The sequence below is a fragment of the Nocardiopsis camelliae genome, assembly GCF_028993595.1.
Taxonomy (GTDB): domain Bacteria; phylum Actinomycetota; class Actinomycetes; order Streptosporangiales; family Streptosporangiaceae; genus Nocardiopsis; species Nocardiopsis dassonvillei.
Genome location: NZ_CP118614.1, coordinates 3,603,762 through 3,624,642, shown reverse-complemented (window position 1 = coordinate 3,624,642; position 20,881 = coordinate 3,603,762). Strand labels below are relative to the sequence as shown.

General features: G+C 73.5%; 18 protein-coding genes and 1 pseudogene. 8 read left to right on the top strand and 11 right to left on the bottom strand.

Features of this window, described 5'->3' with window-relative positions:
* Nucleotides 1-44: 44 nt before the first annotated feature.
* Nucleotides 45-1,880: a glycoside hydrolase family 13 protein gene (locus tag PV789_RS15910; RefSeq protein WP_274973351.1), complete on the bottom strand. Its 1,836-nt coding sequence runs from the start codon at nt 1,878-1,880 to the stop codon at nt 45-47.
* Nucleotides 1,881-2,325: 445 nt separating this feature from the next.
* On the opposite strand from PV789_RS15910, the gene PV789_RS15905 reads away from it, so the two are divergent.
* Complete coding sequence (locus PV789_RS15905; RefSeq protein WP_274973350.1) at nt 2,326-2,847, top strand: GNAT family N-acetyltransferase; 522 nt, start codon at nt 2,326-2,328, stop codon at nt 2,845-2,847.
* Nucleotides 2,848-2,947: 100 nt separating this feature from the next.
* Here PV789_RS15905 and PV789_RS15900 read toward each other — a convergent pair whose 3' ends face one another.
* Nucleotides 2,948-3,829: an aldo/keto reductase gene (locus PV789_RS15900; protein ID WP_274973349.1), complete on the bottom strand. Its 882-nt coding sequence runs from the start codon at nt 3,827-3,829 to the stop codon at nt 2,948-2,950.
* 263 nt (nt 3,830-4,092) lie between these two features.
* Complete coding sequence (locus PV789_RS15895) at nt 4,093-4,974, bottom strand: aldo/keto reductase (protein WP_274973348.1); 882 nt, start codon at nt 4,972-4,974, stop codon at nt 4,093-4,095.
* 170 nt (nt 4,975-5,144) lie between these two features.
* Between PV789_RS15895 and PV789_RS15890 the strand changes: the two genes are divergently transcribed.
* The gene (locus PV789_RS15890) at nt 5,145-5,546 is read left to right on the top strand and encodes an ACT domain-containing protein (RefSeq protein ID WP_274973347.1); all 402 of its coding nucleotides are present in this window, start codon (nt 5,145-5,147) and stop codon (nt 5,544-5,546) included.
* Nucleotides 5,547-5,566: 20 nt separating this feature from the next.
* Here the strand turns inward: PV789_RS15890 and PV789_RS15885 are convergent, their stop codons facing one another.
* Nucleotides 5,567-5,734: a hypothetical protein gene (locus PV789_RS15885; RefSeq protein WP_017567180.1), complete on the bottom strand. Its 168-nt coding sequence runs from the start codon at nt 5,732-5,734 to the stop codon at nt 5,567-5,569.
* 25 nt (nt 5,735-5,759) lie between these two features.
* Between PV789_RS15885 and PV789_RS15880 the strand changes: the two genes are divergently transcribed.
* Nucleotides 5,760-6,284 carry a CGNR zinc finger domain-containing protein gene (locus PV789_RS15880; protein ID WP_274973346.1) on the top strand — a complete coding sequence of 175 codons (525 nt, stop codon included), beginning with the start codon at nt 5,760-5,762 and terminating at the stop codon, nt 6,282-6,284.
* 225 nt (nt 6,285-6,509) lie between these two features.
* Here PV789_RS15880 and PV789_RS15875 read toward each other — a convergent pair whose 3' ends face one another.
* Nucleotides 6,510-7,313: an IclR family transcriptional regulator domain-containing protein gene (locus tag PV789_RS15875; RefSeq protein WP_274973345.1), complete on the bottom strand. Its 804-nt coding sequence runs from the start codon at nt 7,311-7,313 to the stop codon at nt 6,510-6,512.
* 227 nt (nt 7,314-7,540) lie between these two features.
* Here PV789_RS15875 and PV789_RS15870 point away from each other — a divergent pair, with 227 nt between their 5' ends.
* The 4 genes and pseudogenes from PV789_RS15870 (at nt 7,541) to PV789_RS29885 (ending at nt 10,040) form a co-directional block, all read left to right on the top strand.
* Nucleotides 7,541-8,209: a sulfotransferase family protein gene (locus tag PV789_RS15870; RefSeq protein ID WP_274973344.1), complete on the top strand. Its 669-nt coding sequence runs from the start codon at nt 7,541-7,543 to the stop codon at nt 8,207-8,209.
* Nucleotides 8,210-8,459: 250 nt separating this feature from the next.
* On the top strand, nt 8,460-8,822 hold the full coding sequence (locus PV789_RS15865; RefSeq protein ID WP_274973343.1) for a hypothetical protein: 363 nt from the start codon (nt 8,460-8,462) through the stop codon (nt 8,820-8,822).
* Nucleotides 8,823-8,905: 83 nt separating this feature from the next.
* The gene (pcaD, locus tag PV789_RS15860; RefSeq protein ID WP_498047479.1) at nt 8,906-9,727 is read left to right on the top strand and encodes a 3-oxoadipate enol-lactonase; all 822 of its coding nucleotides are present in this window, start codon (nt 8,906-8,908) and stop codon (nt 9,725-9,727) included.
* A 122-nt stretch (nt 9,728-9,849) separates the two neighbouring features.
* Nucleotides 9,850-10,040: pseudogene (locus PV789_RS29885) on the top strand (carboxymuconolactone decarboxylase family protein).
* Between the two features lie 141 nt (nt 10,041-10,181).
* On the opposite strand, the gene PV789_RS15855 reads toward PV789_RS29885, so the two are convergent.
* The 6 genes from PV789_RS15855 to PV789_RS15830 all read right to left on the bottom strand — a co-directional run bounded on the left by PV789_RS15855 (nt 10,182) and on the right by PV789_RS15830 (nt 20,004).
* Entirely contained in the window at nt 10,182-11,018 is an 837-nt protein-coding gene (locus tag PV789_RS15855) for an SAM-dependent methyltransferase (RefSeq protein ID WP_274973342.1), read from the bottom strand.
* A gap of 122 nt (nt 11,019-11,140) precedes the next feature.
* A complete protein-coding gene (locus PV789_RS15850; RefSeq protein WP_274973341.1) occupies nt 11,141-11,875 on the bottom strand; it encodes an SWIM zinc finger family protein in 735 nt (244 codons plus the stop codon).
* Nucleotides 11,872-14,982, bottom strand: coding sequence for a DEAD/DEAH box helicase (locus PV789_RS15845; RefSeq protein ID WP_274978157.1), 3,111 nt, complete (start codon nt 14,980-14,982; stop codon nt 11,872-11,874). Before PV789_RS15845 ends, PV789_RS15850 begins: the two co-directional genes overlap by 4 nt.
* A gap of 596 nt (nt 14,983-15,578) precedes the next feature.
* Nucleotides 15,579-16,877 (bottom strand): HNH endonuclease signature motif containing protein, encoded by a 1,299-nt coding sequence (locus PV789_RS15840; RefSeq protein ID WP_274978156.1) that lies wholly within the window; start codon nt 16,875-16,877, stop codon nt 15,579-15,581.
* Nucleotides 16,878-17,675: 798 nt separating this feature from the next.
* On the bottom strand, nt 17,676-19,085 hold the full coding sequence (locus PV789_RS15835; RefSeq protein WP_248770642.1) for an MFS transporter: 1,410 nt from the start codon (nt 19,083-19,085) through the stop codon (nt 17,676-17,678).
* A gap of 4 nt (nt 19,086-19,089) precedes the next feature.
* On the bottom strand, nt 19,090-20,004 hold the full coding sequence (locus PV789_RS15830) for a glycerophosphodiester phosphodiesterase family protein (protein ID WP_274973340.1): 915 nt from the start codon (nt 20,002-20,004) through the stop codon (nt 19,090-19,092).
* A gap of 154 nt (nt 20,005-20,158) precedes the next feature.
* Here PV789_RS15830 and PV789_RS15825 point away from each other — a divergent pair, with 154 nt between their 5' ends.
* The gene (locus tag PV789_RS15825; RefSeq protein ID WP_274973339.1) at nt 20,159-20,665 is read left to right on the top strand and encodes an Rv3235 family protein; all 507 of its coding nucleotides are present in this window, start codon (nt 20,159-20,161) and stop codon (nt 20,663-20,665) included.
* Nucleotides 20,666-20,881: the final 216 nt, after the last annotated feature.

Genomic DNA, 20,881 nt, shown 5'->3' with positions numbered 1-20,881 from the left:
CCGGGGCGGCGCGGAAACCCGTCATGCCGCCCCGGCCCGGGGCGTCAGCTCCCGGCCGCGATGACGTAGCCGGGCCCGTCCGCCGCCAGCTCCACCCGCTCCGCGCCCTCCACGACCGCCCGCGCCCCGCCGCCCCGGGCGAGCACCTCCAGGCCCGAGACGTCCAGGTCGGCCAGGGCCGCCGACAGCCCCTCGTGCGGGCCGTCGGCCAGGTGCACCAGCACCGTCCGGCCGCCGAGCGAGCGCAGGAACGTCATGTGGTGCGGCCCCGCGTCCAACCAGCGCAGGCCGCCGGTCTGGAGCGCGGGCAGCTCCCGGCGCAGGGCCAGCAGCCGGGCGTGCGCCTCCATCGTCCCCGTGTCCCACACCTCGGGCCGGTGCCAGGGCATGGGCCTGCGCGCGTTCTCCCCGTCCACGCCCTCCATGCCGATCTCGTCGCCCGCGAACACGAACGGCACGCCGGGCAGCGTCACCTGCGCCGCCACCCCGACCTCGTGCCGGTCGGCGTCGCCGCCCACCACGGTCCGAAAGCGCGTCGAGTCGTGCGTGCTCAGCGCGTTCACGCTGTGCGTCAGCACCCGCCACGGCAGCCCGGCGTTGGTCGCCCGCATCGCCCGCACCGCCTGTTCGGCGCCGCCGCGCGGCAGCGGCGAGTCCGTGCGCAGGTAGCGCACGTGCTCGGGCCCGGTGTTCAGCCACGTCCACACCGGCCGGGTGAACCCGGCGTAGTTCATCACCCCGTGCCACCCGTCGTGGTGGGTGTCGGGACCCGCGTCGTGGAAGTGCTCGGCCAGCAGCCACGAACCGTCGCCGCCCCGCCGCTCGTCCACCTCGCGCATCCGTGCCGCGATCTCGCCGGAGACCTCGCGGTTGAGGTCCTGCGCGCCGTTGCGCCCGGTCATGTTGGCCACGTCGATACGCCAGCCGTCCAGCGCGTCCGGCCCGGTCAGCCAGCCCACGAGCACCGAGTCGTCGGCGCCGTGGACCCTGCGCCGCAGCTCGGCCGAGGAGTAGTCCAGCTTGGGCAGGCTGGGCACCCCCAGCCAGCCCACGTAGCCGTCCGGGTGGTCGGTGAAGTGGTAGAACCCCGCCTCGGCGGAGTCCGCGTCGGCCCGCGCGGCCAGGAACCACTCGTGGGCGTCCCCGGTGTGGTTGGTGGTCAGGTCGCCCATCACCCGCATGCCGCGTTCGTGCGCGGCCCGCGCCAGCTCCCGCAGCGCCCGGTCGCCGCCCAGCAGCGGATCCACCTCGGAGAAGGTGGCGGCGTCGTAGCGGTGCGTGGAGCGCGCCGGGAAGACGGGCGTCAGGTAGACCACCTCCACGCCCAGCGCGGCCAGGTGGTCCAGGCGGCGGCGGACCCCGTCGAGCGTGCCGCCGAAGTACTCGCGGGTCGCGGTCAGCCCGAAGGCGGAGGGCTCGTCGTCCCAGGAGCGGGGCAGCGCCCAGTCGGGGTGCTCGGCCGGGGGTTCGACGGAGTCGTCGTCGCGGGCGAAGCGGTCCGGGAAGATCTGGTAGACGCTCGTGCCCGGAACCCACGCGGGCGGCGGGGGACCGTCGATCAGCCGGAAGTCCGCTGCGTCGGTCACCTCGTGCCCGTGGACGCCCTCCTGGTTGAGCCAGGTGTACTCGGTGCCGCGCACGATCGCGAACCGGTAGTTGGTCACCACCGGGCGCAGCGGCACGTCCGCCTCGAACCAGACGGTGCCGTCCGATGCGTGCGTCCTCTCGGCACGGAAGGTGACGGCCTCGCCGTCCTCCACCACGCGGGCGTAGACCGCGTCCGCGTCCCCGGGCACGCGCACGCGCAGCCTCGCCCGGCCCTCCCCGACGCTGACGTGGTCGGGGGATCCGTCGTGGTGGGGGTCGCGGACGAACTTCATGGGGCGGCTCCTGGGCTGCGGGGTGCTGACACGTGAGCGGACCCCGCCGCGCGGGCGGCGGGGTCCGGTCCGGACTGGTCAGTATCGCAACGGGAGTCGGGCGTCGCGAATCCTTTTGCACCAGTCCGGGTCTTTTGTAGTGCCTTGTTCCCCGGTGGTGTGCCCCGCGTCCGGTCCGAGGGGGTCGGGGCGGCTCCGCGGGCGGGCCGACGGGTTCCCTGAGAGACCGCATGCCTGGGAGCGCTCCCAGATGTGCTGGACACCCTAACGGCCGCGATACGCGGTGTAAAGGGGTCGTGACGGACCGGTTCGCGGCCTGTCCGCGGGGCCCGGTGCCCGTGGCCGCGGCCGGGGCGGCGGCCACGGGCGCGCTCCTGCGGCCGGGCGCCGAGTCTGTTGCCCTTCCCCCCTGTCGTGGTGGTTTGTCGCGGGTTACGGTGGTGACATGAGCCTTGAGTTGCCGACCGACCGACTCCTCATCCGGGAGTGGCAGCTGGACGACGCCGAGGAGGCCCTGCGCATCTACGGGGCCGACGAGGTCGCGCACTGGCTGACGCCGGAATGGCATCGGGTGCACGACGCCGACGCGATGCGCCTGGTTCTGCACGCCTGGATCGAGGCGGCGCCCAACCTGATCCCGCCCGCGGGGCGCTGGGCCATCGTCCGCGAGGAGGACGGCCAGCTCGTGGGAGGGCTCTCGCTCAAGCTCCTGCCGCCCTTCGAGGAGGACTTCGAACTGTCCTGGGTGCTGCGCCCCGACGTGTGGGGCCAGGGGTACGCCACCGAGGCCAGCCAGGCCGTCATCTCGTGGGCGTTCAAACAGGGCATCGAGGAGGTCTTCGCCGTCGCGCGCCCCAACAACGAGCGGGCGATGGCCGTGGCGCGCAGACTGGGCATGGAGTGGGTCGGCGAGACCGAGAAGTACTACGACATGCGCCTCCAGGTGTTCCGCATGCGCCCCAGCTGAACGGGACGAACGGCCCGCCGTCGGCCCCCGTGCGGCAGCGGACGCCCCGAACGCGCGCGGCCCCGCCGGTCCCCCGGCGGGGCCGCGCGCGTCCACGGGCTCAGCCGTCCAGGAACTTGGCGATGCGCTCGGTCTCGGACTCCGACAGCCTGATCGCGGCGGCGGCGGTGTTCTCCTCCAGGTGCGCCACCCGCGACGTGCCCGGGATCGGCAGCATGACCGGCGAGTGGTGCAGCAGCCACGCCAGCGCCAGCTGCGCCGGGGTGACCCCGTGCTCGGCGGCCAGCGGGGCCAGCGGCGAGTCCGGCCCCGCCAGTTCGCCGCGCCCCAACGGCGCCCAGGGCAGGAAGGCCGTCCCGTCCCTCTCGCACTGTTCCAGCACGTCCTCGCACTTGCGCGCGATCGGGCCGTACCAGTTCTGCACCGACGCCACAGGCGTGATCGCGCGGGCCGCCGAGAGCTGCTCCAGGGTCACCCCGGTCAGTCCGATGTGGCGGACCTTGCCCTGTTCGCGCAGCTCCACCAGGGCGCCCAGTTGGTCGGCCAGCGGCACCCGGGCGTCGATCCGGTGCAGCTGGAGCAGGTCGATCCGCTCCACGCCGAGGTTGCGCAGGCTCAGTTCCGCCTGCTGCCTGAGGTACTCGGGGCGGCCGAGGGGGTGCCACTCACCCGGCCCGGTGAGCGCGAAGCCGACCTTGGTGGTGATGACCAGGTCGTCGGTGTAGGGGTGCAGTGCCTCGCGGATCAGCTGCTCGCTGATCTGGGGGCCGTAGCAGTCGGCGGTGTCGATGAAGTTCACGCCCAGCTCGACCGCGCGCCGCAGCACGGCCAGGGCCTCGTCGCGGTCGCGCGGCGGGCCCCACGCCCCCCGGCCGACGAGCTGCATCGAGCCGTAGCCCAGGCGGTGCACCGGCAGGTCGCCGCCGATCACGAGGGTTCCCGACTCCCGGGCGCTGTGCGGTGTGGTGTGTACGTCGGTCACGAGGGTTCCTTCCGGACGGCGCTGGGCCGAACATGCGGAGCCGGGGCGGAACCCGGGCGGCGACGCGCGAGACCGGCCCTCCGGCGGTGTCCCGGGAAGAATCTCAGCAGGTGGGACCCGTCGCAAGCAACCACGGGGCGCGTCGGAGCCCGATCCCGACTCCGTGCGGCACCGGTGGGGGAGGAAGTCCGCCAACGGTGCTTTTGCCCGCCGCCCGCCGCCGCGCACCCGGGGTCCGCGACACGGACCCGGCGCAGCCCGGATCAGGTGCCCAGGTACTGGCTGACGCGCTCGGTCTCGGCCTCGGTCAGCCGCACCGCGGCGGCGGCGGTGTTCTCCTCCAGGTGCGCCACCCGCGACGTGCCCGGGATCGGCAGCATGACCGGCGAGCGGTGCAGGAGCCAGGCCAGGGACAGCTGCACCGGGGTCACCCCGTGTTCCGCCGCCATCGCGGTCAGCGGGGAACCCGGCCCCGCCAGCTCGCCGCGCCCGACCGGCGCCCAGGGCAGGAAGGCCGTCCCGTCCTTCTCACACTGTTCCAGCACGTCCTCGGACTGGCGGAACGACGGCGCGTACTGGTTCTGCACCGACGCCACCGGCGTGATCGCGCGGGCGGCGGACAGCTCGTCCACCGTCACCTCGCTCAGCCCGATGTGGCGGACCTTGCCCTGTTCGCGCAGCTCCACCAGGGCGCCGAGCTGGTCGGCCAGCGGCACCTCGGGGTCGATCCGGTGCAACTGGAGCAGGTCGATCCGCTCCAGCCCCAGGTTGCGCAGACTCAGCTCCACCTGCTGCTTGAGGTACTCGGGGCGGCCCAGTCTGTGCCACTCACCCGGTCCGGTGCGCGCGAAACCCGCCTTGGTGCCGATGACCAGGTCGTCGGTGTAGGGGTAGAGCGCCTTGCGGATCAGCTGCTCGCTGATCTGGGGGCCGTAGGAGTCCGCGGTGTCGATGAAGTTCACGCCCAGCTCGACCGCGCGCCGCAGCACCGACAGCGCCTCGTCGCGGTCGCGGGGCGGACCCCACACCCCCTCGCCGACGATGCGCATCGCCCCGAAGCCCAGGCGGTGCACCGGCAGGTCGCCGCCGATGGCGAAGGTTCCCGACTCCCGGGCGATGTGTGGTGTGGCGTGCAGATCGGTCACGGTGTCCCTTCCGGACGGCGCTGGGGCCGTGTGCTCAGAATTCCAGGTTGGGGGCCGCCGCACGGTCCCCGTGCGCGCGGATTGGCGTCCCCGGCGGTGTTGCGGGCAGGATCTCAGGAGGCGGCGCGCGCCCGCAAGGCGCCACGGGTGCGCGGGGGAGGGGGAAGCGGGTGGCGGGGGAGCTGGAGCGGTTGCTGTCGGGAACGCGGGTCCGAACGCGGCCGGGCGGTTACGTCTTCACCACCGTGCCGGACCGCGCGTCCCTGCCCGAGGGGGTGCGTCCGGTGGTCACGGTGGCCGAGGACGAGGCCCTGACCGTGGTGTGCCCGCGCGAGGAGGCCGACGCGGCCGGGCTGCCCTACGACGGCGCGGCCGCCTGGATCACGCTGGAGGCCCCCGCCGGAGCGCGGGCGGCGGCGCTGGTGGCGGCGGTGGCCGCCGCGCTGACCGGAGCCGGTCTGCCGTGCGACGTGGTGTCCGGCTTCCACCACGACCACGTGTTCGTCCCCGAGGAGGCGGAGGAGCGGGCGGTGGCGGTGCTGCGGGCCCTCCTCGGCTCCGAGGAGGGCTGAGCCCACGCCACCGCACCGACTCACCCCCGCCCGGGACCGACCGAGGCCAGGTCGTCCTGGAGCAGCCCGAAGGCCCGGGTCAGGATCACCCTGCGCCCCCCGCACGCGCAGCGCTGGTAGGCGACGACGCCCTCGCTGGTGGTGTGGTCCGACTCGGTGGTCCAGTGGTGTTCGTGCCGTGTGTGCATCGGGCCAGTCTGGTGTAATGGCATTATGCATCTCAACCCTTACGGACAGGACCCGGTGACCCTGGCCGTGGACATGGTCAACCGGCCGCTGACCGGTGCGGCGGACCTGGAGCGCCGCTGTGCGGAGGTGGGTTTCCTCCTCGAACGCTCCGTGGGCGAGGGCGACGTGGCCGCCGTCTGCGAGTTCCTGGAGCGCTGGACGCGGGTGGTCGACGCCGCCGACGCGCCCGCCCGCGCGCAGCGGCTCAACCCGCTGCTCATCGAGTTCTCCGCCGCCCCGCGCCTGACCGACCACGCGGGCACCGGGTGGCACCTGCACTACCGCCCCGACCTGCTGCCCGCCCACCGTCAGGTGGCCGCGCTGGTCTCCGTCGGCACCGCCCTGCACCTGACCGGTCGGGGCATGGACCGGCTCGGCCGGTGCGCGGCGCACGGCTGCGACCGCGTCTACGCCGACTTCTCGCGCGGCGGACGCCAGCGCTACTGCTCACCCGCCTGCGGCAACCGCGACGCCGTCCGGCGCCACCGCGCCCGGGCGGCCCGACCCTGACACGCGGCCCGGCCGACCGTCCACCCCGGGGCCCGGTCATGAGGCCCGGCCCACGACCGCGCCCCGGTGAAGTCGGAGCCCGCGCCGCGGCGGGGACGTTCGGGGCGCCACCAGGCCTTCGCCGAAGCCTCCCGCGTCGCGGCGGGTGCGATTCGGGCGCCACCGGCCAGGTCCTCGCCGGGTGCTCCCGCGTCGCAGGGCGGCCCGCAACCGGAGTGTGGAGGCTCAGGAGCCCGCGTCGCGGCGCGCCACCGACGCGAGGTCGGCCTCGATGCGCGCGGTGGTCTCCAGCAGCGCGGGCAGCAGGTCGCGGCGCACGTCCTCCATCGAGGCCCGGTTGGCGTGGGCGGACACGTTGGCGGCCGCGATCACCCGGCCCGACCCGTCGCGGACGGGCGCGGCCAGCGAGCGCAGGCCCTCCTCCAGTTCCTGGTCGACGATGGCGTACCCCTGCTCGCGCACCCGCTCCAGCTCGGCGCGCAGCTCGGCCGGGTCGGTGACGGTGAACCGGGTCAGCGGGGCCAGCTCCACCCGCGCGAGGTAGGCGTCCAGGTTCCGGTCGTCCTGCCCGGCCAGCAGCACCCGGCCCATCGAGGTGGCCGAGGCCGGGAAGCGGGTGCCCACCCGGATGGCCACCGCCATGATCCGCGAGGTCGCAACACGCGCCACGTAGAGCACGTCGTCTCCCTCCAGCACCGACACCGAGGCGGACTCGTGCACCCGGGCGGACAGGTCCTCCAGGTGGGGTTGGGCCACGTCGGGCAACCCGGCGGAGGCCACGTAGGCGTAACCCAGCTCCAGCACGCGGGGTGTGAGCGAGAACAGCCTGCCGTCGGTGCGCACGTAGCCCAGGTCCACCAGCGTGAGCAGGAAACGGCGCGCGGCGGCGCGGGTCAGGTCGGTCTCGCGCGCGACCTCGCTGAGCGTCATGGAGCGCCGCTCGGCGGAGAAGGCGCGGATGACCGTCAGGCCGCGTTCCAGGGACTGCACGAAGTGGGCGCCGCGGGCCTCTTCTTCTTCGGTCGGCATCTGCTCTTCCCGGTTCGGTTGCGGGGGCGGCTGGCCGCGGCCCCCGCAAAGGTTCTCACACCCGTCTGACGGAGCGGCGGGGCCCGTTCACGGGGCATCGCCGGGCCGCCGCCGTCCGGATATCGGAGACAGCCCCTCATGCCCAGTGTGTTCGTGCTAAAACGGAGAGTGATCATGGGCGATCCTGCTCCGGGCGCCAAGCCCTGGGACGACCGAGGGGGACAAAGGTGGACGTGATCGGAGCGGGCTTCCCGCGCACCGGAACGACGTCGGTGAAGGCGGTGCTGGAACGGCTCGGCTTCGGCCCCTGCCACCACATGTCCGAGGTGATGGCCTCCGCCGGACTCGCGGGCCGCTGGGCCGAGATCACGGAGACGCCGGCCGGGGAGGTGGACTGGACCCGCCTGCTGGAGGGCTGGCGCTCGGGCGTGGACTGGCCGCTGTCGTTCTTCTGGCGCGAGCTCGTCGACGCCTTTCCGGACGCGAGGGTCCTGCTCACCGTCCGCGACCCGCACCGGTGGTACGAGAGCATGCGCGCGACCATCTTCGAGATGGTGCGGGAGGCCGCAAGCGATCCCCGTGCGGCGGGGGTGCCGCCCCAGATGTACAAGATCCACCCCCTTCTTCAGCGCATGTGGCTCGCGCACTTCGGTGTGCCGCCCGGCGAGATCCCCGACGAGGCGACCGCGGTGGAGGCCTTCGAGCGGCACACGGCCCGCGTGGTCGCGGAGGTCCCGGCCGACCGGCTGCTGGTGTACCGGGCGGGGGAGGGGTGGGAGCGCCTGTGCGCCTTCCTGGGCGCCGACGTTCCCGACGAGCCCTTCCCCCGCCTCAACGACACCGAGGAGATGCGCGCGAAGCACGAGAGCTGGCGACGCGGCGAACCGGTGAACTGACCGGACTCCCCTCTGACCGGCCCCCCTCTGGCCGGGCTCCGCGCCGCCTGTCTCCGTTCCCGCTCCACCCAGTCCTGGCCCAGGGCCCTCGTGGCGTGTCGGCGGGCGGCCGACCTCTCGCGGAACCCCTCCACCGCACGCACCGTGCGGTCCTCACGCGTGCCTTGACCGCGTTCGGGAGCGGCGTCACCGTCGCAGCCAAGATGTTCGCTCTGAGAACATCCATTCGCTTTCCGGGCGGGAGCGCTCCATGGTCGTGTCCCTGGACGAGGACGCCGCCCGCATGCGCGCCATCCTCGACGCCACCGGCGGCTTGGCCCTGCCCGAGCGCGTCAACACCGACCTGGCCCGCGAACTCGGCCGAGCGGAGGCCCACCGCCTGCCGGGATGCCGTGGACTCCGGCCGGGAACTGGCAGGGCCCCCACCCGACGCCTCGACGGGGTCCGCGGCGGCGAGCGGATCCGTGCGCTGCTCGACCCGGCCGGGTACCCGGGCTCGGCCCCGGTGCCCACCGACCGGGTCACCGGCGCCGGATCGGGTAGGACCGTCGAGGCGGCCGACACCGGCCCCGAGGACGGCACCGGCCGCGCGGATCGATCGCGCGGCGGGTGACGACCGCGGGGGAGGCGACGGTCCCACGGCGGACACCGGCCGCGCGGGAACCACCGACGAAGACGAAGGAACACGAGGATTCGATGAGCGTTGACCTGCACCACACCGAGAGCGGACCGGCCGACGCGCCGCCCCTGCTGCTCGGCGGCTCCCTGGGCACCACCACGTGGATGTGGGACCCGCAGGTCGAGGCCCTCTCGACCGCCTTCCGGGTGATCCGCTTCGACCACCGCGGACACGGCGGCTCGCCCGTCCCCCAGGGGCCCTACAGCATGGCCGACCTGGGCGGCGACGTCATCGCGCTGATGGACCGGCTGGGCCTCGAACGCACCCACTACGCGGGGCTGTCCATCGGCGGCATGGTCGGCCAGTGGCTGGCCGTCCACCACCCCGAACGCGTCGACCGCCTGGCCCTGCTGGCCACCTCCCCCCACATGGGCCCGGCCCGCAACTGGCGGGACCGCGCCGCGCTGGTGCGCGCCGAGGGCACCGGGGCCGTGGCGGACTCGGTGGTGGAGCGCTGGTTCACCCCGGCCTTCGCCGAGGACCGCCCGGCCGAGGTCGCCGTGCTTCGGGACCAGGTCGCCGCCACCGCGCCGGAGGGGTACGCGGGCTGCTGCGAGGCCATCGGGACCCACGACGTGCGCGAGGACCTGCACCGGATCAGCGCGCCCACGCTGGTCGTCGCCGGGGCCGACGACCCCTCCACGCCGCCCGCCGGGAACGCCGAGCTGATCGCCGAACGCGTCCCCGGCGCCCGCCTGGTGGTCCTGGAGGAGGCCGCGCACCTGCTGTCCTGGCAGCGCAGCGCCGAGGTCAACACCCTGCTCACCCAGCACTTCGCGCCCACCGACCGCCACGGTGCGGGGACCAGGCCGCGCCGCGCCGTGCCGGGCGAGGAGTAAGCGGACCGGGCCCGGGCGCGCACGACCGGCTTCACCGAACCGTTCCAGGACCTCATCACCCGCTACGCCCGGGGGAGATCTGGACCCGCCCGGGCCTGGACCACCGCACCCGCAGCTGCACGGTGCCCACCGCCCTGGTCGCGCACGGGCACGGGGACGAGCCGGCCATGCACGTGCGTGCCGCCCTGCGCAACGGGCTGGAGCCCGAGAGATCGGCGAGGTGTTCCTCCAGGCCGCCGTCTACTACGGGTTGCCCGCCGCGAACCGGGCCTTCGGCATCGCCCGGGAGGTCTTCGCCGAACAGGACGGGTAGTGGTGAGGGGCGCTGGTCAGGGTCGTGCGCTGACCAGCGCCCCCGCGCATCCGGCCCGGGGTCCGCGGCCCGACGCCCACCGGGGTCCTCCACCCGGACGCACCCGGTCGGGCACGGGCTTGGTCGCGCCCGACCGCCGGGTCAGCGCTTGAAGGCCACGCCCGCCAGTTCCCACAGCTTGACCCTGGGGTCGGCGGGGCGGGAGACGGGGTCGGTGTCCGGGTGGCGCCAGGTGGCGCAGTCCACGGCGCGCGGGCCCCCGTCGCGCCCGTCGAGCCAGGGGCTGGCCAGCTCCAGACCGTCGAAGACCGCCGAGGCCTCCTCGGGGCTGCGCACCCGCCCCCAAGGGGTGCCGAAGGACAGGATCTTGTCGGTCATCCACGCGGCGGAGGCCGGATCGTCGGAGACGATGTGGGAGAAGATCAGGCACGACCCCGGGGCCAGGCGGTCCATGAGGGCGCGCACCATACCGAAGGGGTCGCTGCCGTCGGGGATGCAGTGCAGCAGCGAGACCAGCATCACGCACACGGGCAGGTCGGTGTCGATGAGCCTGGTGGTCTCCGGGGAGTTCAGGATCTCGTCGGTCTCGCGGATGTCGGCCAGCAGGAACGAGGTCTGCCCGCTGTCGCTGATCAGCGCCCGGCCGTGCGCGAGCACGATGGGGTCGTGGTCGACGTAGACCACCCGGGCCCGCGGGTTGGCCTGCTGGGCCGCGTGGTGCGTGTTGTTGGCGGTGGGCAGTCCTGCCCCCAGGTCGAGGAACTGCTCCACCCCCCGGGCCGCCACGTACTCCACCGCGCGCGAGAGGTAGGCGCGGTTGTCGTTGGCGAAGGCGACCAGTTCGGGGACGCCGTCCGCGATCGCCTCGCAGGCCTTGCGGTCGGCCTCGAAGTTGTCCTTTCCCCCCAGGAGGTAGTCGTACATACGTGCGATGCTGGGGGTTTCCATGTCGATGTTGGGGGGGAAGTGATCGGCCATGAAGGATACCCATCCGATGAAGTGACGAGGAGAGTTCTCTGGCCGAATGGTAACCGTGATCGCACGGCCTTGTGGAGTTTTCCACAACAAAGTTCGAAGTGCGTATTCGGTGTCCTATACGCTCACGTTCCGGTTCCTGCTCGCGGTTGTCCGAAACCGGGCAGATCATCGGCCACGAGCCCGGGAGCCGCGGCCCTGACACGCTCACCGGAGCCCTCCGGAGGGCTCGGCCGGTCGGGGAGCGGAGGTGCGGACCAGAACGCGGCGGCCGAGCCGGGATCCGCCGCGCCCGCCGGGGGAGTCGGTTCGGCGGCGGTATCCAATGCCGCTTCTCCGTCATTTTCCCCGATTGTCGGCTCTTCGCCCGAAAATCCTTTTGCGGTGGCCGTGGAAAACGCTTTGACCTGCGCCACGAGCGCGCGCCGCTCCCTGCCCAGCCACCGGGTCAGCACGAACGGGTCGCGGTCGGCCTCGGCGCCCAGCTCCGCCACCGCCGCCACCAGGTGCGCGCACCTGGCGTCCCACCGGTCACAGGAGCAGGTCGCTACCAGCGCGTCCCACCCGCTCGGCACCAGATCCCACCCCAGCAGCGAGAACACCCGGGCCGCCGCCACCGGCAGCTCACCGGCCAGGACCCGGGCGCGGAACACCGGCTGGGAGGCCAGCGCGGCGCACAGGCGCTCCCACTCGGCCTCCGGCGGCACCGTGCGGATCAGGCTCACCTCGTGCGCGCCCGGGCCGCGCACCCGCCCCGTGACCTCGCCCGGACGCACCGACAGCCGCTCCACCCGCGCGCTCGCGGCGGCCGGGCCCGGCTCCCCCAGGGCCCGCGCGAACAGCGGCGACCACGCGCTCACTCGGCCACCGCCTCCGGGGAAAGCCGCACGACCTCGCGCAGGTCCCGCACCGACAACCCGGTCAGCCACGCCTCACCGGTGGCCACGGCGCCGTCAGCCAGCGAGCTCTTGCGCTCGATCATCTCGTCCACCCGCTCCTCGACCGTGCCCACGCACACCATCTTGCGCACCTGTACGTCCCGCCGCTGGCCGATCCGGAACGCCCGGTCGGTGGCCTGGTTCTCCACCGCCGGGTTCCACCAGCGGTCCACGTGCACCACGTGGTTGGCCGCGGTCAGGTTCAGCCCCGTCCCGGCGGCCTTGAGCGAGAGCAGGAACACCGCGGGGCCCTCCATCTCCTGGAAGCGCTGCGTCATCTCCTCCCTCTCCGCCCGCGGCGTGCCCCCGTGCAGCCACAGCACCGGCACCCCCAGACGCGAACGCAGGTAGGGGGCCAGGCGCTCGCCGAATCGCGCGTACTGGGTGAAGCACAGGGCCTTGTCGCCCTCGGCCGCGGCCGAGGCCAGGATCGCCTCCACCCGCTCCAGCTTGCCCGAGCGCCCCGACAGCGCCGAGCCGTCCCCCAGGAACTGCGCCGGGTGGTTGCAGATCTGCTTGAGCCGCGACATCGTCGCCAGCACCAGCCCCTTGCGCTCCTTCTCGGTCGCCTCGGCCAGCCGCTCGCCCATCTCGTCCACCACCGCCTTGTACAGCGAGGCCTGCTCCGGGGTGAGCGTGCACCAGGTGCGCATCTCCAGCTTCTCGGGCAGGTCGGAGATGATCGACCGGTCGGTCTTGAGGCGGCGCAGCACGAACGGACCGGTCATTCGGCGCACCAGCCCGGTGTCGGGTCCCTCCTCGCCCTCGACCGCCCGCTCGAAGGCCGCCGCCGTGCCCAGCAGCCCCGGGTTGGCGAACTCCATCACCGACCACAGCTCGCCCAGGTTGTTCTCCACCGGGGTGCCGGTGAGCGCGATCCGCGTGGCCGCGGGCAGCGACCGCACCGCCCGGGCCTGCCGGGTGCCGTGGTTCTTGAGCGCCTGCGCCTCGTCGCACACCACCCGGTGCCAGGGCATGCCCGCCAGCTCCTCGCTGTCACGGGTGACCACGCCGTAGGTGGTGACGACCAGGTCGCACGAGCCCACCAGACGGGCCAGGGCGTTGCCCGAGGGCCGGTCCGGGCCGTGCTGGACGTGCACCCGCAGCGAGGGCGCGAACCGCTCGGCCTCGCGGCGCCAGTTGCCCACGAGCGAGACCGGGCACACCAGCAGGGTCGGCCCCGGCGCGGGTTCGCGCAGCCGCTCGTCGGTGAGCAGGGCCAGCAGCTGCACGGTCTTGCCCAGGCCCATGTCGTCGGCCAGGACCGCGCCCAGCCCCAGTTCGCCCAGGAAGCGCAGCCACGACGCGCCCCGGTCCTGGTAGGGGCGCAGCGAGCCCCGGAAGCCGGACGGCGTGCCCATCGGGCGCGGCTCGGCCTTGGCGCCCCCGTCCAGCAGCGCGCCCAGCGGACCGGAGGCGACCGCGTCGGTCACCGGCAGGGGGGCGGTGCCCTGCACCCCGATGGCCGTGCGCAGCGCCTCGTCGGTGCGCATCCAGTGGCCGCCGCGCCGTTTGACCAGGTCCAGGGTGGCGCTGATCCGTTCGGGGTCCACCTCCAGCCACCGGCCGCGCACGCGCACCAGCGAACGCTTGAGGCGGGCCAGCTCGGCGAGTTCGGCCAGCTCGTCCTCGCCGAGCGGTACGGACCCCTCGCCGTCGCGCCCCTGGAGCAGGGCCTCGAAGGACACGTTGACCAGCTCGGAGGGGCCCACCCCGCCGCCCCTGCGTCTGCGGGGCGCCTCCTCGACCGCCACCCGCAGGCCCAGCGCGGGCCTGCCGCGCCACTCGGGCAGGACCACCCCGAACCCGGCACCGCTCAGCCGGGCGGCCCCCTCGGCGGCGAACCGCTCGGCGTCCTCGGTGCCCATCAGCAGCCGGGCCGGGGCCAGGTCGCGCAGCGCGCGGCGCAGCGGCGGGTGGTGTCGCGCGGCCCGGCGCAGGTCGGCCAGGGCGGTGGCGCCCACGTCGGCGGGCAGCCAGGCGGCGCCCTCGCCCTGCCACACCTGTTCCAGGGGCAGGCGAAGGCCGGGGTCGCTGACCGAGCGCACCCAGAACTCCAGCGCCCACGGCCCCGCGCGGTCGGGTTCGCGCAGCAGGAACAGCAGCGCCGCCCGCCCCGCGCCGCGCACCCGCGAGCGCCACTCGCGCAGGGGCCCGCGCAGCCGGGCGGCGGTCTCGGTGTCGATCCCGCCCGGGTCGCCGGTGAGCGCGGCGGCCAGCCGCTGGCCGGGGGCCGCCCCGTCGTCGGAGGTCTGTTCCGGGTTGGTCCGGTCCTGGTCTAACGGGCTGCTCCTGCCCTGGCCTACCGGGCTGGTCCGGGCCCGGTGCGCGCGGCGGGGATGTGCCAGGCGGCGTGCCGCCGCGTCGGTGAGCAGTTCCAGGGGTGCGAGCACGCAGGCCCGGGCGACAGCGTCGGGCGGCTCCCCGGGGAGGTGGGCGCGGGCGGAGGGCGGCAGGGCGCCGGTGAGCGCGGACAGGTGCTCCTCCGCCCAGTCCAGCGGTGCGGGCCGCCAGCGGGCCCGGGCGGGGTCGCCCACCAGGTCGGGCAGCACGCACCCGGAGGTGACCAGGAGTTCGGCGAAGTCGCGGACCGCGCGCAGGTGGGCCAGCGAGGGTCCGGAAGCGGTGTCGGGGACGTCGCGTGCGGGTGCGGCCAGGAGGGCTTCGGCGGAGGCGGCGTCCAGGCGCAGGGCGGGCACCCGCCAGGGGTGGAAGGCGGCCGGTGCGGTGCCGGGCGCGCCGGTGGAGGAGAAGGGGGCGGAGGTGTCCCCGGGCAGGGACAGGTCCAGGGTTCCGTGCGTGACCGCGCCTGCTTCGGTTCCCGTGTCCGCCCTGATCCCCGCGTCCGCCAGGAGCGCGCGCAGTTCGTGGGCCTCCAGGGCGAACGGGTGCGGGCGCGCCCGGCCGTGGGCGCGCTCTGCCGGGGGCGGGGCGGAGGCGGCGGTCTCTTCCGGAGGCGGGGTGGAGGGAGCGGACTCGGCCCACACCGCCAGCGCGTCCCCGGTCCACACGCCGTGCAGAACCCGCACCGCACCTCCCACGTCCTCGCCGATCATCGGCCCCAGTATGGCCGGGGAGGGCGACAGACCGTGACGCGAGCTGGGGAGGAACACATCTCGCCCGGCGCCGGGTCCTTGTCTGGGAACCCGTGGAGCTGCCATGGGCGCGGCCACGGCGCTGTCATGGGCGTTGCTGTGGGCTCTGCTGTGGGAAGGCGGTCAACGGTCGGGGTTCGGGGATGGTCGCTCGCTCCTGCGGCGCCTGCTGCCGCGAAGTGGTGCGGGAGGGCGACCAACGGTTGGCGTTCGGGGGTGGTGGGGCTCTGCTGCGTCGGCACCAAAGGCGGCAGGTGTCTGGGGGCTCCGCTTAACGCCCTGGTCGCGGGTGGTGGCCGGAGGTGGCGGCGCCTGCTGCCGCGAGGTGGTGCGGGAGGGCGACGAACGCTTGATGTTGGTGGGGTGGTGGGGCTTTGCTGCGTTGGCACCAAAGGCGGCGGGGCTGGCGGGCCTGGGGCAGCGTGACCGGCCCCTGTGGTGGGGGTGGGCGACGGTGGCAGCGACGACGGCGAGCACGGGTCCGGGCCTCTTGGCGGGCGCGGGCATGCCGGGGCCCGGCCCGGCCGGGGTCACTCCCGGGGCGGTGGCACCAGAATTCTGCCGGGCGGATGGTCTCGTCCCCACCCGTGTCCCTGCTGTTGGTGTGTGCGCAGTTCGCGTTGGTACTTGGCCCGGTTGTGCGGCCCGCACAGCGGTTGCAGGTTCGCGACCACGGTGCGTCCGCCTCGGGAGAAGGACTGCACGTGGTCGGCTTGGCAGAGGGCCACCGGAACTTCGCACCCTTGTGGGTGGGCGCAGGTGGTGTGTCCGTGGAAGGCGGCGGTGCGCTGGCGGGCTGAGGCCAGGCGTCGGCTGTGGCTCACGTCCAGGACCTGCCCGGTGGGCGGGGCGGTGAGCATCCGCACCACCTCAGAGTCGGCGGCGAGTTCGTGCACCACCCCGACCGGTACCACCCGTCCGCGCTCGTCCAGCGCCGGAACTTCCTGGCCCTGGGTGTCCAGGTAGGTCTGCACCGGCACGACGATGCGGATCTGCGCCAGTGGAGCGGGGGCGTTGGCGCATCCGGTGTGGGTGGTGGCAAAGCGCAGCGCCGCGATGAGCGCGTCATGCTCCCGCTGCGACCGCGACCGCGTGTCCTCGTCCGAGGGTGGGGTGGTGAAGGTGTCGATGGCCGCGCGCACGATCAACGCATCCCCACTGCCGCCCCACGCTTGGAGCTGGTAGCTGCCCTGGAACGTGTCATGCACGACCAGGCCACGCGAGGCGTGAGCAGCTTCGTGGTCGCGGTCCAGGCGGTGGGGGTCCAAACGATGCGCGACCTGGCGGGCCACCGACTGAAGTTGGTTGACCGACAACGCAGGCCGCTCTTGCTTGGCCGCCACCAGAGCCGCTTCGAAGCCCTGCCGGTACTGCGCCTGATCGGGGAAATGCTCGGTGTCGCGGGTCTGGACGGCCTTGTCGGTGACCTTGGCGATCACCACCGCCTCACCCAACCCCACCGCGCCCGTCTCCACCGCTTCCACTGTGGCGGGCAGAGTCTCCTCGTGCACGTGCTGGGCCAGCCGCGCCAAGTCCTTGGCCTGGGAGGTGGGCAGTTTGCCGTGGTGCACCAACCACTTGTCCAAGGTGGAGTAGCCGCTGTAGCGGGCCACCGCACCCCGCGCGTACAGGCGCGCCATCTGCGCCAACGCCTGGTAGCGGATCTGGTCCAGTTGGGCCCACAGCGCCGCGATCTCCTCAGCGGCGCTCTCGTCCGCTCCGGGCGGCACGTCGGTGTTCAACGCGTGGTCGATGATCTCGCGCGCACCGGCCAGCGCGGCCACGGCCGGGGAACATTCCCCGGGGGCCGTCTCGGGCGCTGCGGTCATCATCTCCATACTTCTTATTATAGGCCGCCGATCGCCCTTTCTCCACCATTCACAGCATCAATTGCCGACTTTCTTTCTGGAGGATGCTTTTGCCTCATGGGCCGCAATGGTGCCGGATTAAAAGGTGTCCGAAAAGGTGCGCCCAGAATGCCATATTGACCTCGGCGATGCCGCCCCCCGACCACAGGGGCCAGGATCGTTGCCCGAGGCCGGAGGGCCTGCTGGCCGTTGGTGCTGACGCGGCAGAGCCCGACCACCCGCACACCCCGGGCGTTGGTCGCCCTCCGGTAGCCGCTCCCGCCTTTGGTGCCGCTTTTCGTCGGTCGCCCACGCTCCCACCCGGCGCCCGCCGTTCTCCGCAGCCCGTACCCTTTCGCGGCAGCTGGCGCGCTTTCGTTGCCGCCAGCAATCCCCAGCAGGAATAGCGTAGGGAGGGGCCCTGTGGACGGCCCCTCCCTGCCCCTTGATCCATTACCGTTATTGAACGAAGAGCGTTTCAGGGCACACCAAAACGCCCCCTGGGTGGGATCCCCCCTATTTCCAGGAAACCATCACCGCACCACCCACGACCAGCCCCAATCCCCACCTGTGGAAAACGTAGCCGCCCGCAGGAAACAACATCCACGACCCCTCAGCACCTATGACCACCGACTCGGAACACGTCCGCCCGTCAGCGACCCTCCGGCCCCGCAGCCCAGCCGCCCTACGGCCCCGCAGTCCCGCAGCCCAGCCGCCCTACGGCCCCGCAGTCCCGCAGTCCAGCCGCCCTACGGCCCCGCACTCCAGCGGCCCAACGATCTACAGGTTGCGCGGCACCTCGTTGCCCACCGCCAGGATTCCCTCGCGCATGCGCGTGCGCCACAGCAGCAGACCGCCGATGACGAAGAACACGATCAGCGACAGGATCGCCATCCGGTAGCCGCCGGTGAGCGAGACGGCCACGGTTACGGTCAGCGATCCCAGGAAGCTCGATCCCTTGTCCGAGATCTGGTACAGGCTGAAGTATTCCGCCTCGCGCCCACGGGGGATGAGCTGCGAGTACAGAGACCGGGCCAGCGACTGGGTGCCGCCCAGCACCAGGCCGATTCCCACGCCCATGGCCACGAACAGCGGCACGTTCCCGACCGGGAGGAAGTAGGCCGCCGCCACGAGCGAGCTCCACACCGCGAGCGTGGCCAGCACGGTGTTCTTGCTGCCCAGCACCCGGGCGACCCGGCCGGTCAGGAAGGCGCCCCCGAAGGCCACGAACTGGATGATGAGGATGGTGACGATGAGGACGTTCTGGTCCAGCCCCAGATCCTGGGTGGCGAAGGGGGCCGCGTAGCGGATGGCCGCCTGCACACCGTCGTTGAACAGGATGAACGCCAGGAGGAAGAGAATCGTGTTCGGGTACTTGCGCATGTCCTTGAGCGTGTGCCCGAACTGGCGCAGCGACCGTCCCACCTTCGGGCGGCCCTGGGCGCGTGCCGCCAGGGCGCCGTAGCGGTCGCGCAGCGGCCGCAGCGCCAGGACGGTGAACCCCGCCCACCACAGGCCGCAGGAGGCGAAGGCGATGCGCGCGGCGTCGTCCGTGCCCAGGCCCAGTGACGGGGCGCCGACCACCAAACCCAGGTGGACGGCCAGCAGCAGCGCCCCGCCCAGGTAGCCGATGCCCCAGCCGGTGACCGACACCCGGTCGCGTTCCTCGGCCGTGGCCACCTCGGGCAGGAACGCGTTGTAGACCACGCCCGCAAGCCCGTACAGCAGGTTGGCCAGCACGAACAGCACCGAGGCCACCAGGTAGCCGTCGGTGGCGAAGTACAGCCCCAGCGTGCACGCCGACCCGCTGACGGCGAGCCAGAGCAGCCACCGCTTCTTGTGCCGCGAGTGGTCGACCATCGATCCCACGATCGGCAGGCACAGGATCTGGAGCAGGATCGCCACCGTGGTCAGCGCCGGGTAGAGCGCGTTGGGGTGCAGCGAGAGGAAGTCCAGGCCCAGCGGGCTGACCGACAGTGCGGGGTCCAGGCAGGACGCGGCGTCCGGGGCTCCGGCCGACACGCACGCCAGGTTGCTCAGGTACGGGCCGATGAGCACGGTCACCACCGAGGTGGTGAACACAGAGTTGGCCCAGTCGTAGAGGTACCAGCCGCGCTGTTCGCGCCTGCGCTGCGCGGGGTCGGCCGAGGGGGCGCCGGTGGCGTCCGTCTCCGGTGGTGTGCTGGCCATGGGGCTATCCGTTCCGCTGGGGGGAGTCGGTGGGGGGATCGATGGGGGAGTCGCTGGAGCCGCCGCTGGAGCCGCCGCTGGAGCCGCCGCTGGAGCCGCCGACGGGGTCGTCGGTGAAGGCGGCGGGGGTGTCGCCGGGCCACTGGCCCCGCCGCACGAGGAGTTCCCGGAGGGCGCTCGTGTTGTCGGTGACGATGCCGTCCACCCCCGCGTCGAGCAGGCGCTCCATCGTCCCGGGCTCGTTGATGGTCCACACGTGCACCTGCATGCCCAGGCGGTGAGCGGTGGTGATCAGGTCCCGGCTGAGCAGGGGGAAGGCGCCGTGGCGCAGGGGGATCTGCGCGCAGACGGGGACCCGGCCGGCCAGGGAGCGCAGCAGCGGTGACAGGGAGGCCGCCCGCAGCCGGACCACGTCCAGGGGGCCGCAGGAGGTGGCCACGGGCCGGTCGAACAGCCGCCGGGCCCGGTCCAGGCGGCGCTGGTCGAAGGAGCCCACGCACACCCGGTCCCAGGCGTTGGTGCGGCGCAGCGCCTCACACAGCGGTACGACGGCGGCGTCGGCCTTGACGTCGATGTTGAACCGTGCCTCCGGCCAGGTCCCCAGCAGGTCCTCCAGCACCGGAACCGGCTCGTGTCCGGCCACCCGGGCGCGGGCCACCTCGCGGTGCGGCAGGTCGCCGATCGCGCCGCTCATGTCGGTGGCGCGGTCCAGGGTGGGGTCGTGGAAGGCCATGAGGACGCCGTCGCGGGTGGCGTGCACGTCCGTCTCCAGGTACGTGTAGCCGAGGTCGACGGCGTACTGGAAGGCCGCGGCCGTGTTCTCCAGTTCGGTGCGGCGCACGCCCTGGTCGTCGAGGAGCCACCCGCCGCGGTGGGCGAGGGCCACGGGTACGGGGGAGGCGAGGTAGGCGGAAGTCACGCATGCAGTATGCCGGTTTCGGGGGGCTGCGCGCCCTGGGCCCGGGGGCGGCGGAACATTCCCGAAACCTGGAATGCCAGCTGGCACGGGGACGGCGGTGCCGCCTCTGTGCAGGGTGAAGGCGGAACGTCATCCTCCCGGAAGGGACCTGTTCATGTCGTACACCCCTCACCGCCACCCCTGCCCCCGGCCCCTGTGCGCCCACGGCGCCCCCGAGTACCACCGGCCGGTCCGCACCCCCGCGCGCACGCCCCTGCCGCCGCGCCACGCTCCCGTGCGCCGGTGCGCGACCCCGCTCCTGGCTGGCCACCGCACCCCCGGCCCCGTCCACCTGCTGGCCCAGCGCGTGGCCGAGGTCCTGGTCGGCCGCCGCACCCCCGAGGCGCTGCGCGACCAGGTGACCGTCCCGGTCCGCGAGGAGCTGCGCCGCCTGCGGGGCACGGTCTCCTGCGAGCTGGCGCCGCGGCTGACGCAGGTCTACCACCAGCCCGTGGACGCCGACGGTGTGGAGGCCAACGCCGTGATCCGCTGCGACCGCCGATCCCGCGTGTTCGCCTTCCGCGCCCAGCGTCAGGGGGACGGCCGCTGGGTGTGCACCCGGCTGGAGACCGACGGCGCCGTGCGCGGCCGTGGCGGGATGCCCGTCGAGCCGACCGGGTGAGACCGCCGCGCCGGTCCGGGGACGAACGCCGGGCCACGGCCCGCGCGGTCCGGCCGGTGTCCGTCCTCCTCCCGCTGCTTCCCGCGCCCGCGTCACGGCGAGGACCGCTGCGCCGTGCCGCGGGCGGTCCTCCTCCGCTTGCCCGGGCCCGGCGCGGACGCGGGTTCCGCTGGACGGAAAGCACCTGGATTTCCGGTGAGGAGCCTGGATAAGGTC

What these genes read in the sequence shown, in the direction of transcription:
- PV789_RS15855 (WP_274973342.1), bottom strand. Translation starts at nt 11,018, where the DNA reads ATGGCCGATCACTTCCCCCCCAACATCGACATGGAAACCCCCAGCATC.
- PV789_RS15840 (WP_274978156.1), bottom strand. Translation starts at nt 16,877, where the DNA reads ATGACCGCAGCGCCCGAGACGGCCCCCGGGGAATGTTCCCCGGCCGTG.
- PV789_RS15875 (WP_274973345.1), bottom strand. Translation starts at nt 7,313, where the DNA reads ATGCCGACCGAAGAAGAAGAGGCCCGCGGCGCCCACTTCGTGCAGTCC.
- PV789_RS15825 (WP_274973339.1), top strand. Translation starts at nt 20,159, where the DNA reads ATGTCGTACACCCCTCACCGCCACCCCTGCCCCCGGCCCCTGTGCGCC.
- PV789_RS15905 (WP_274973350.1), top strand. Translation starts at nt 2,326, where the DNA reads ATGAGCCTTGAGTTGCCGACCGACCGACTCCTCATCCGGGAGTGGCAG.
- PV789_RS15880 (WP_274973346.1), top strand. Translation starts at nt 5,760, where the DNA reads ATGCATCTCAACCCTTACGGACAGGACCCGGTGACCCTGGCCGTGGAC.
- pcaD (WP_498047479.1), top strand. Translation starts at nt 8,906, where the DNA reads ATGAGCGTTGACCTGCACCACACCGAGAGCGGACCGGCCGACGCGCCG.
- PV789_RS15885 (WP_017567180.1), bottom strand. Translation starts at nt 5,734, where the DNA reads ATGCACACACGGCACGAACACCACTGGACCACCGAGTCGGACCACACC.
- PV789_RS15835 (WP_248770642.1), bottom strand. Translation starts at nt 19,085, where the DNA reads ATGGCCAGCACACCACCGGAGACGGACGCCACCGGCGCCCCCTCGGCC.
- PV789_RS15865 (WP_274973343.1), top strand. Translation starts at nt 8,460, where the DNA reads ATGGTCGTGTCCCTGGACGAGGACGCCGCCCGCATGCGCGCCATCCTC.
- PV789_RS15910 (WP_274973351.1), bottom strand. Translation starts at nt 1,880, where the DNA reads ATGAAGTTCGTCCGCGACCCCCACCACGACGGATCCCCCGACCACGTC.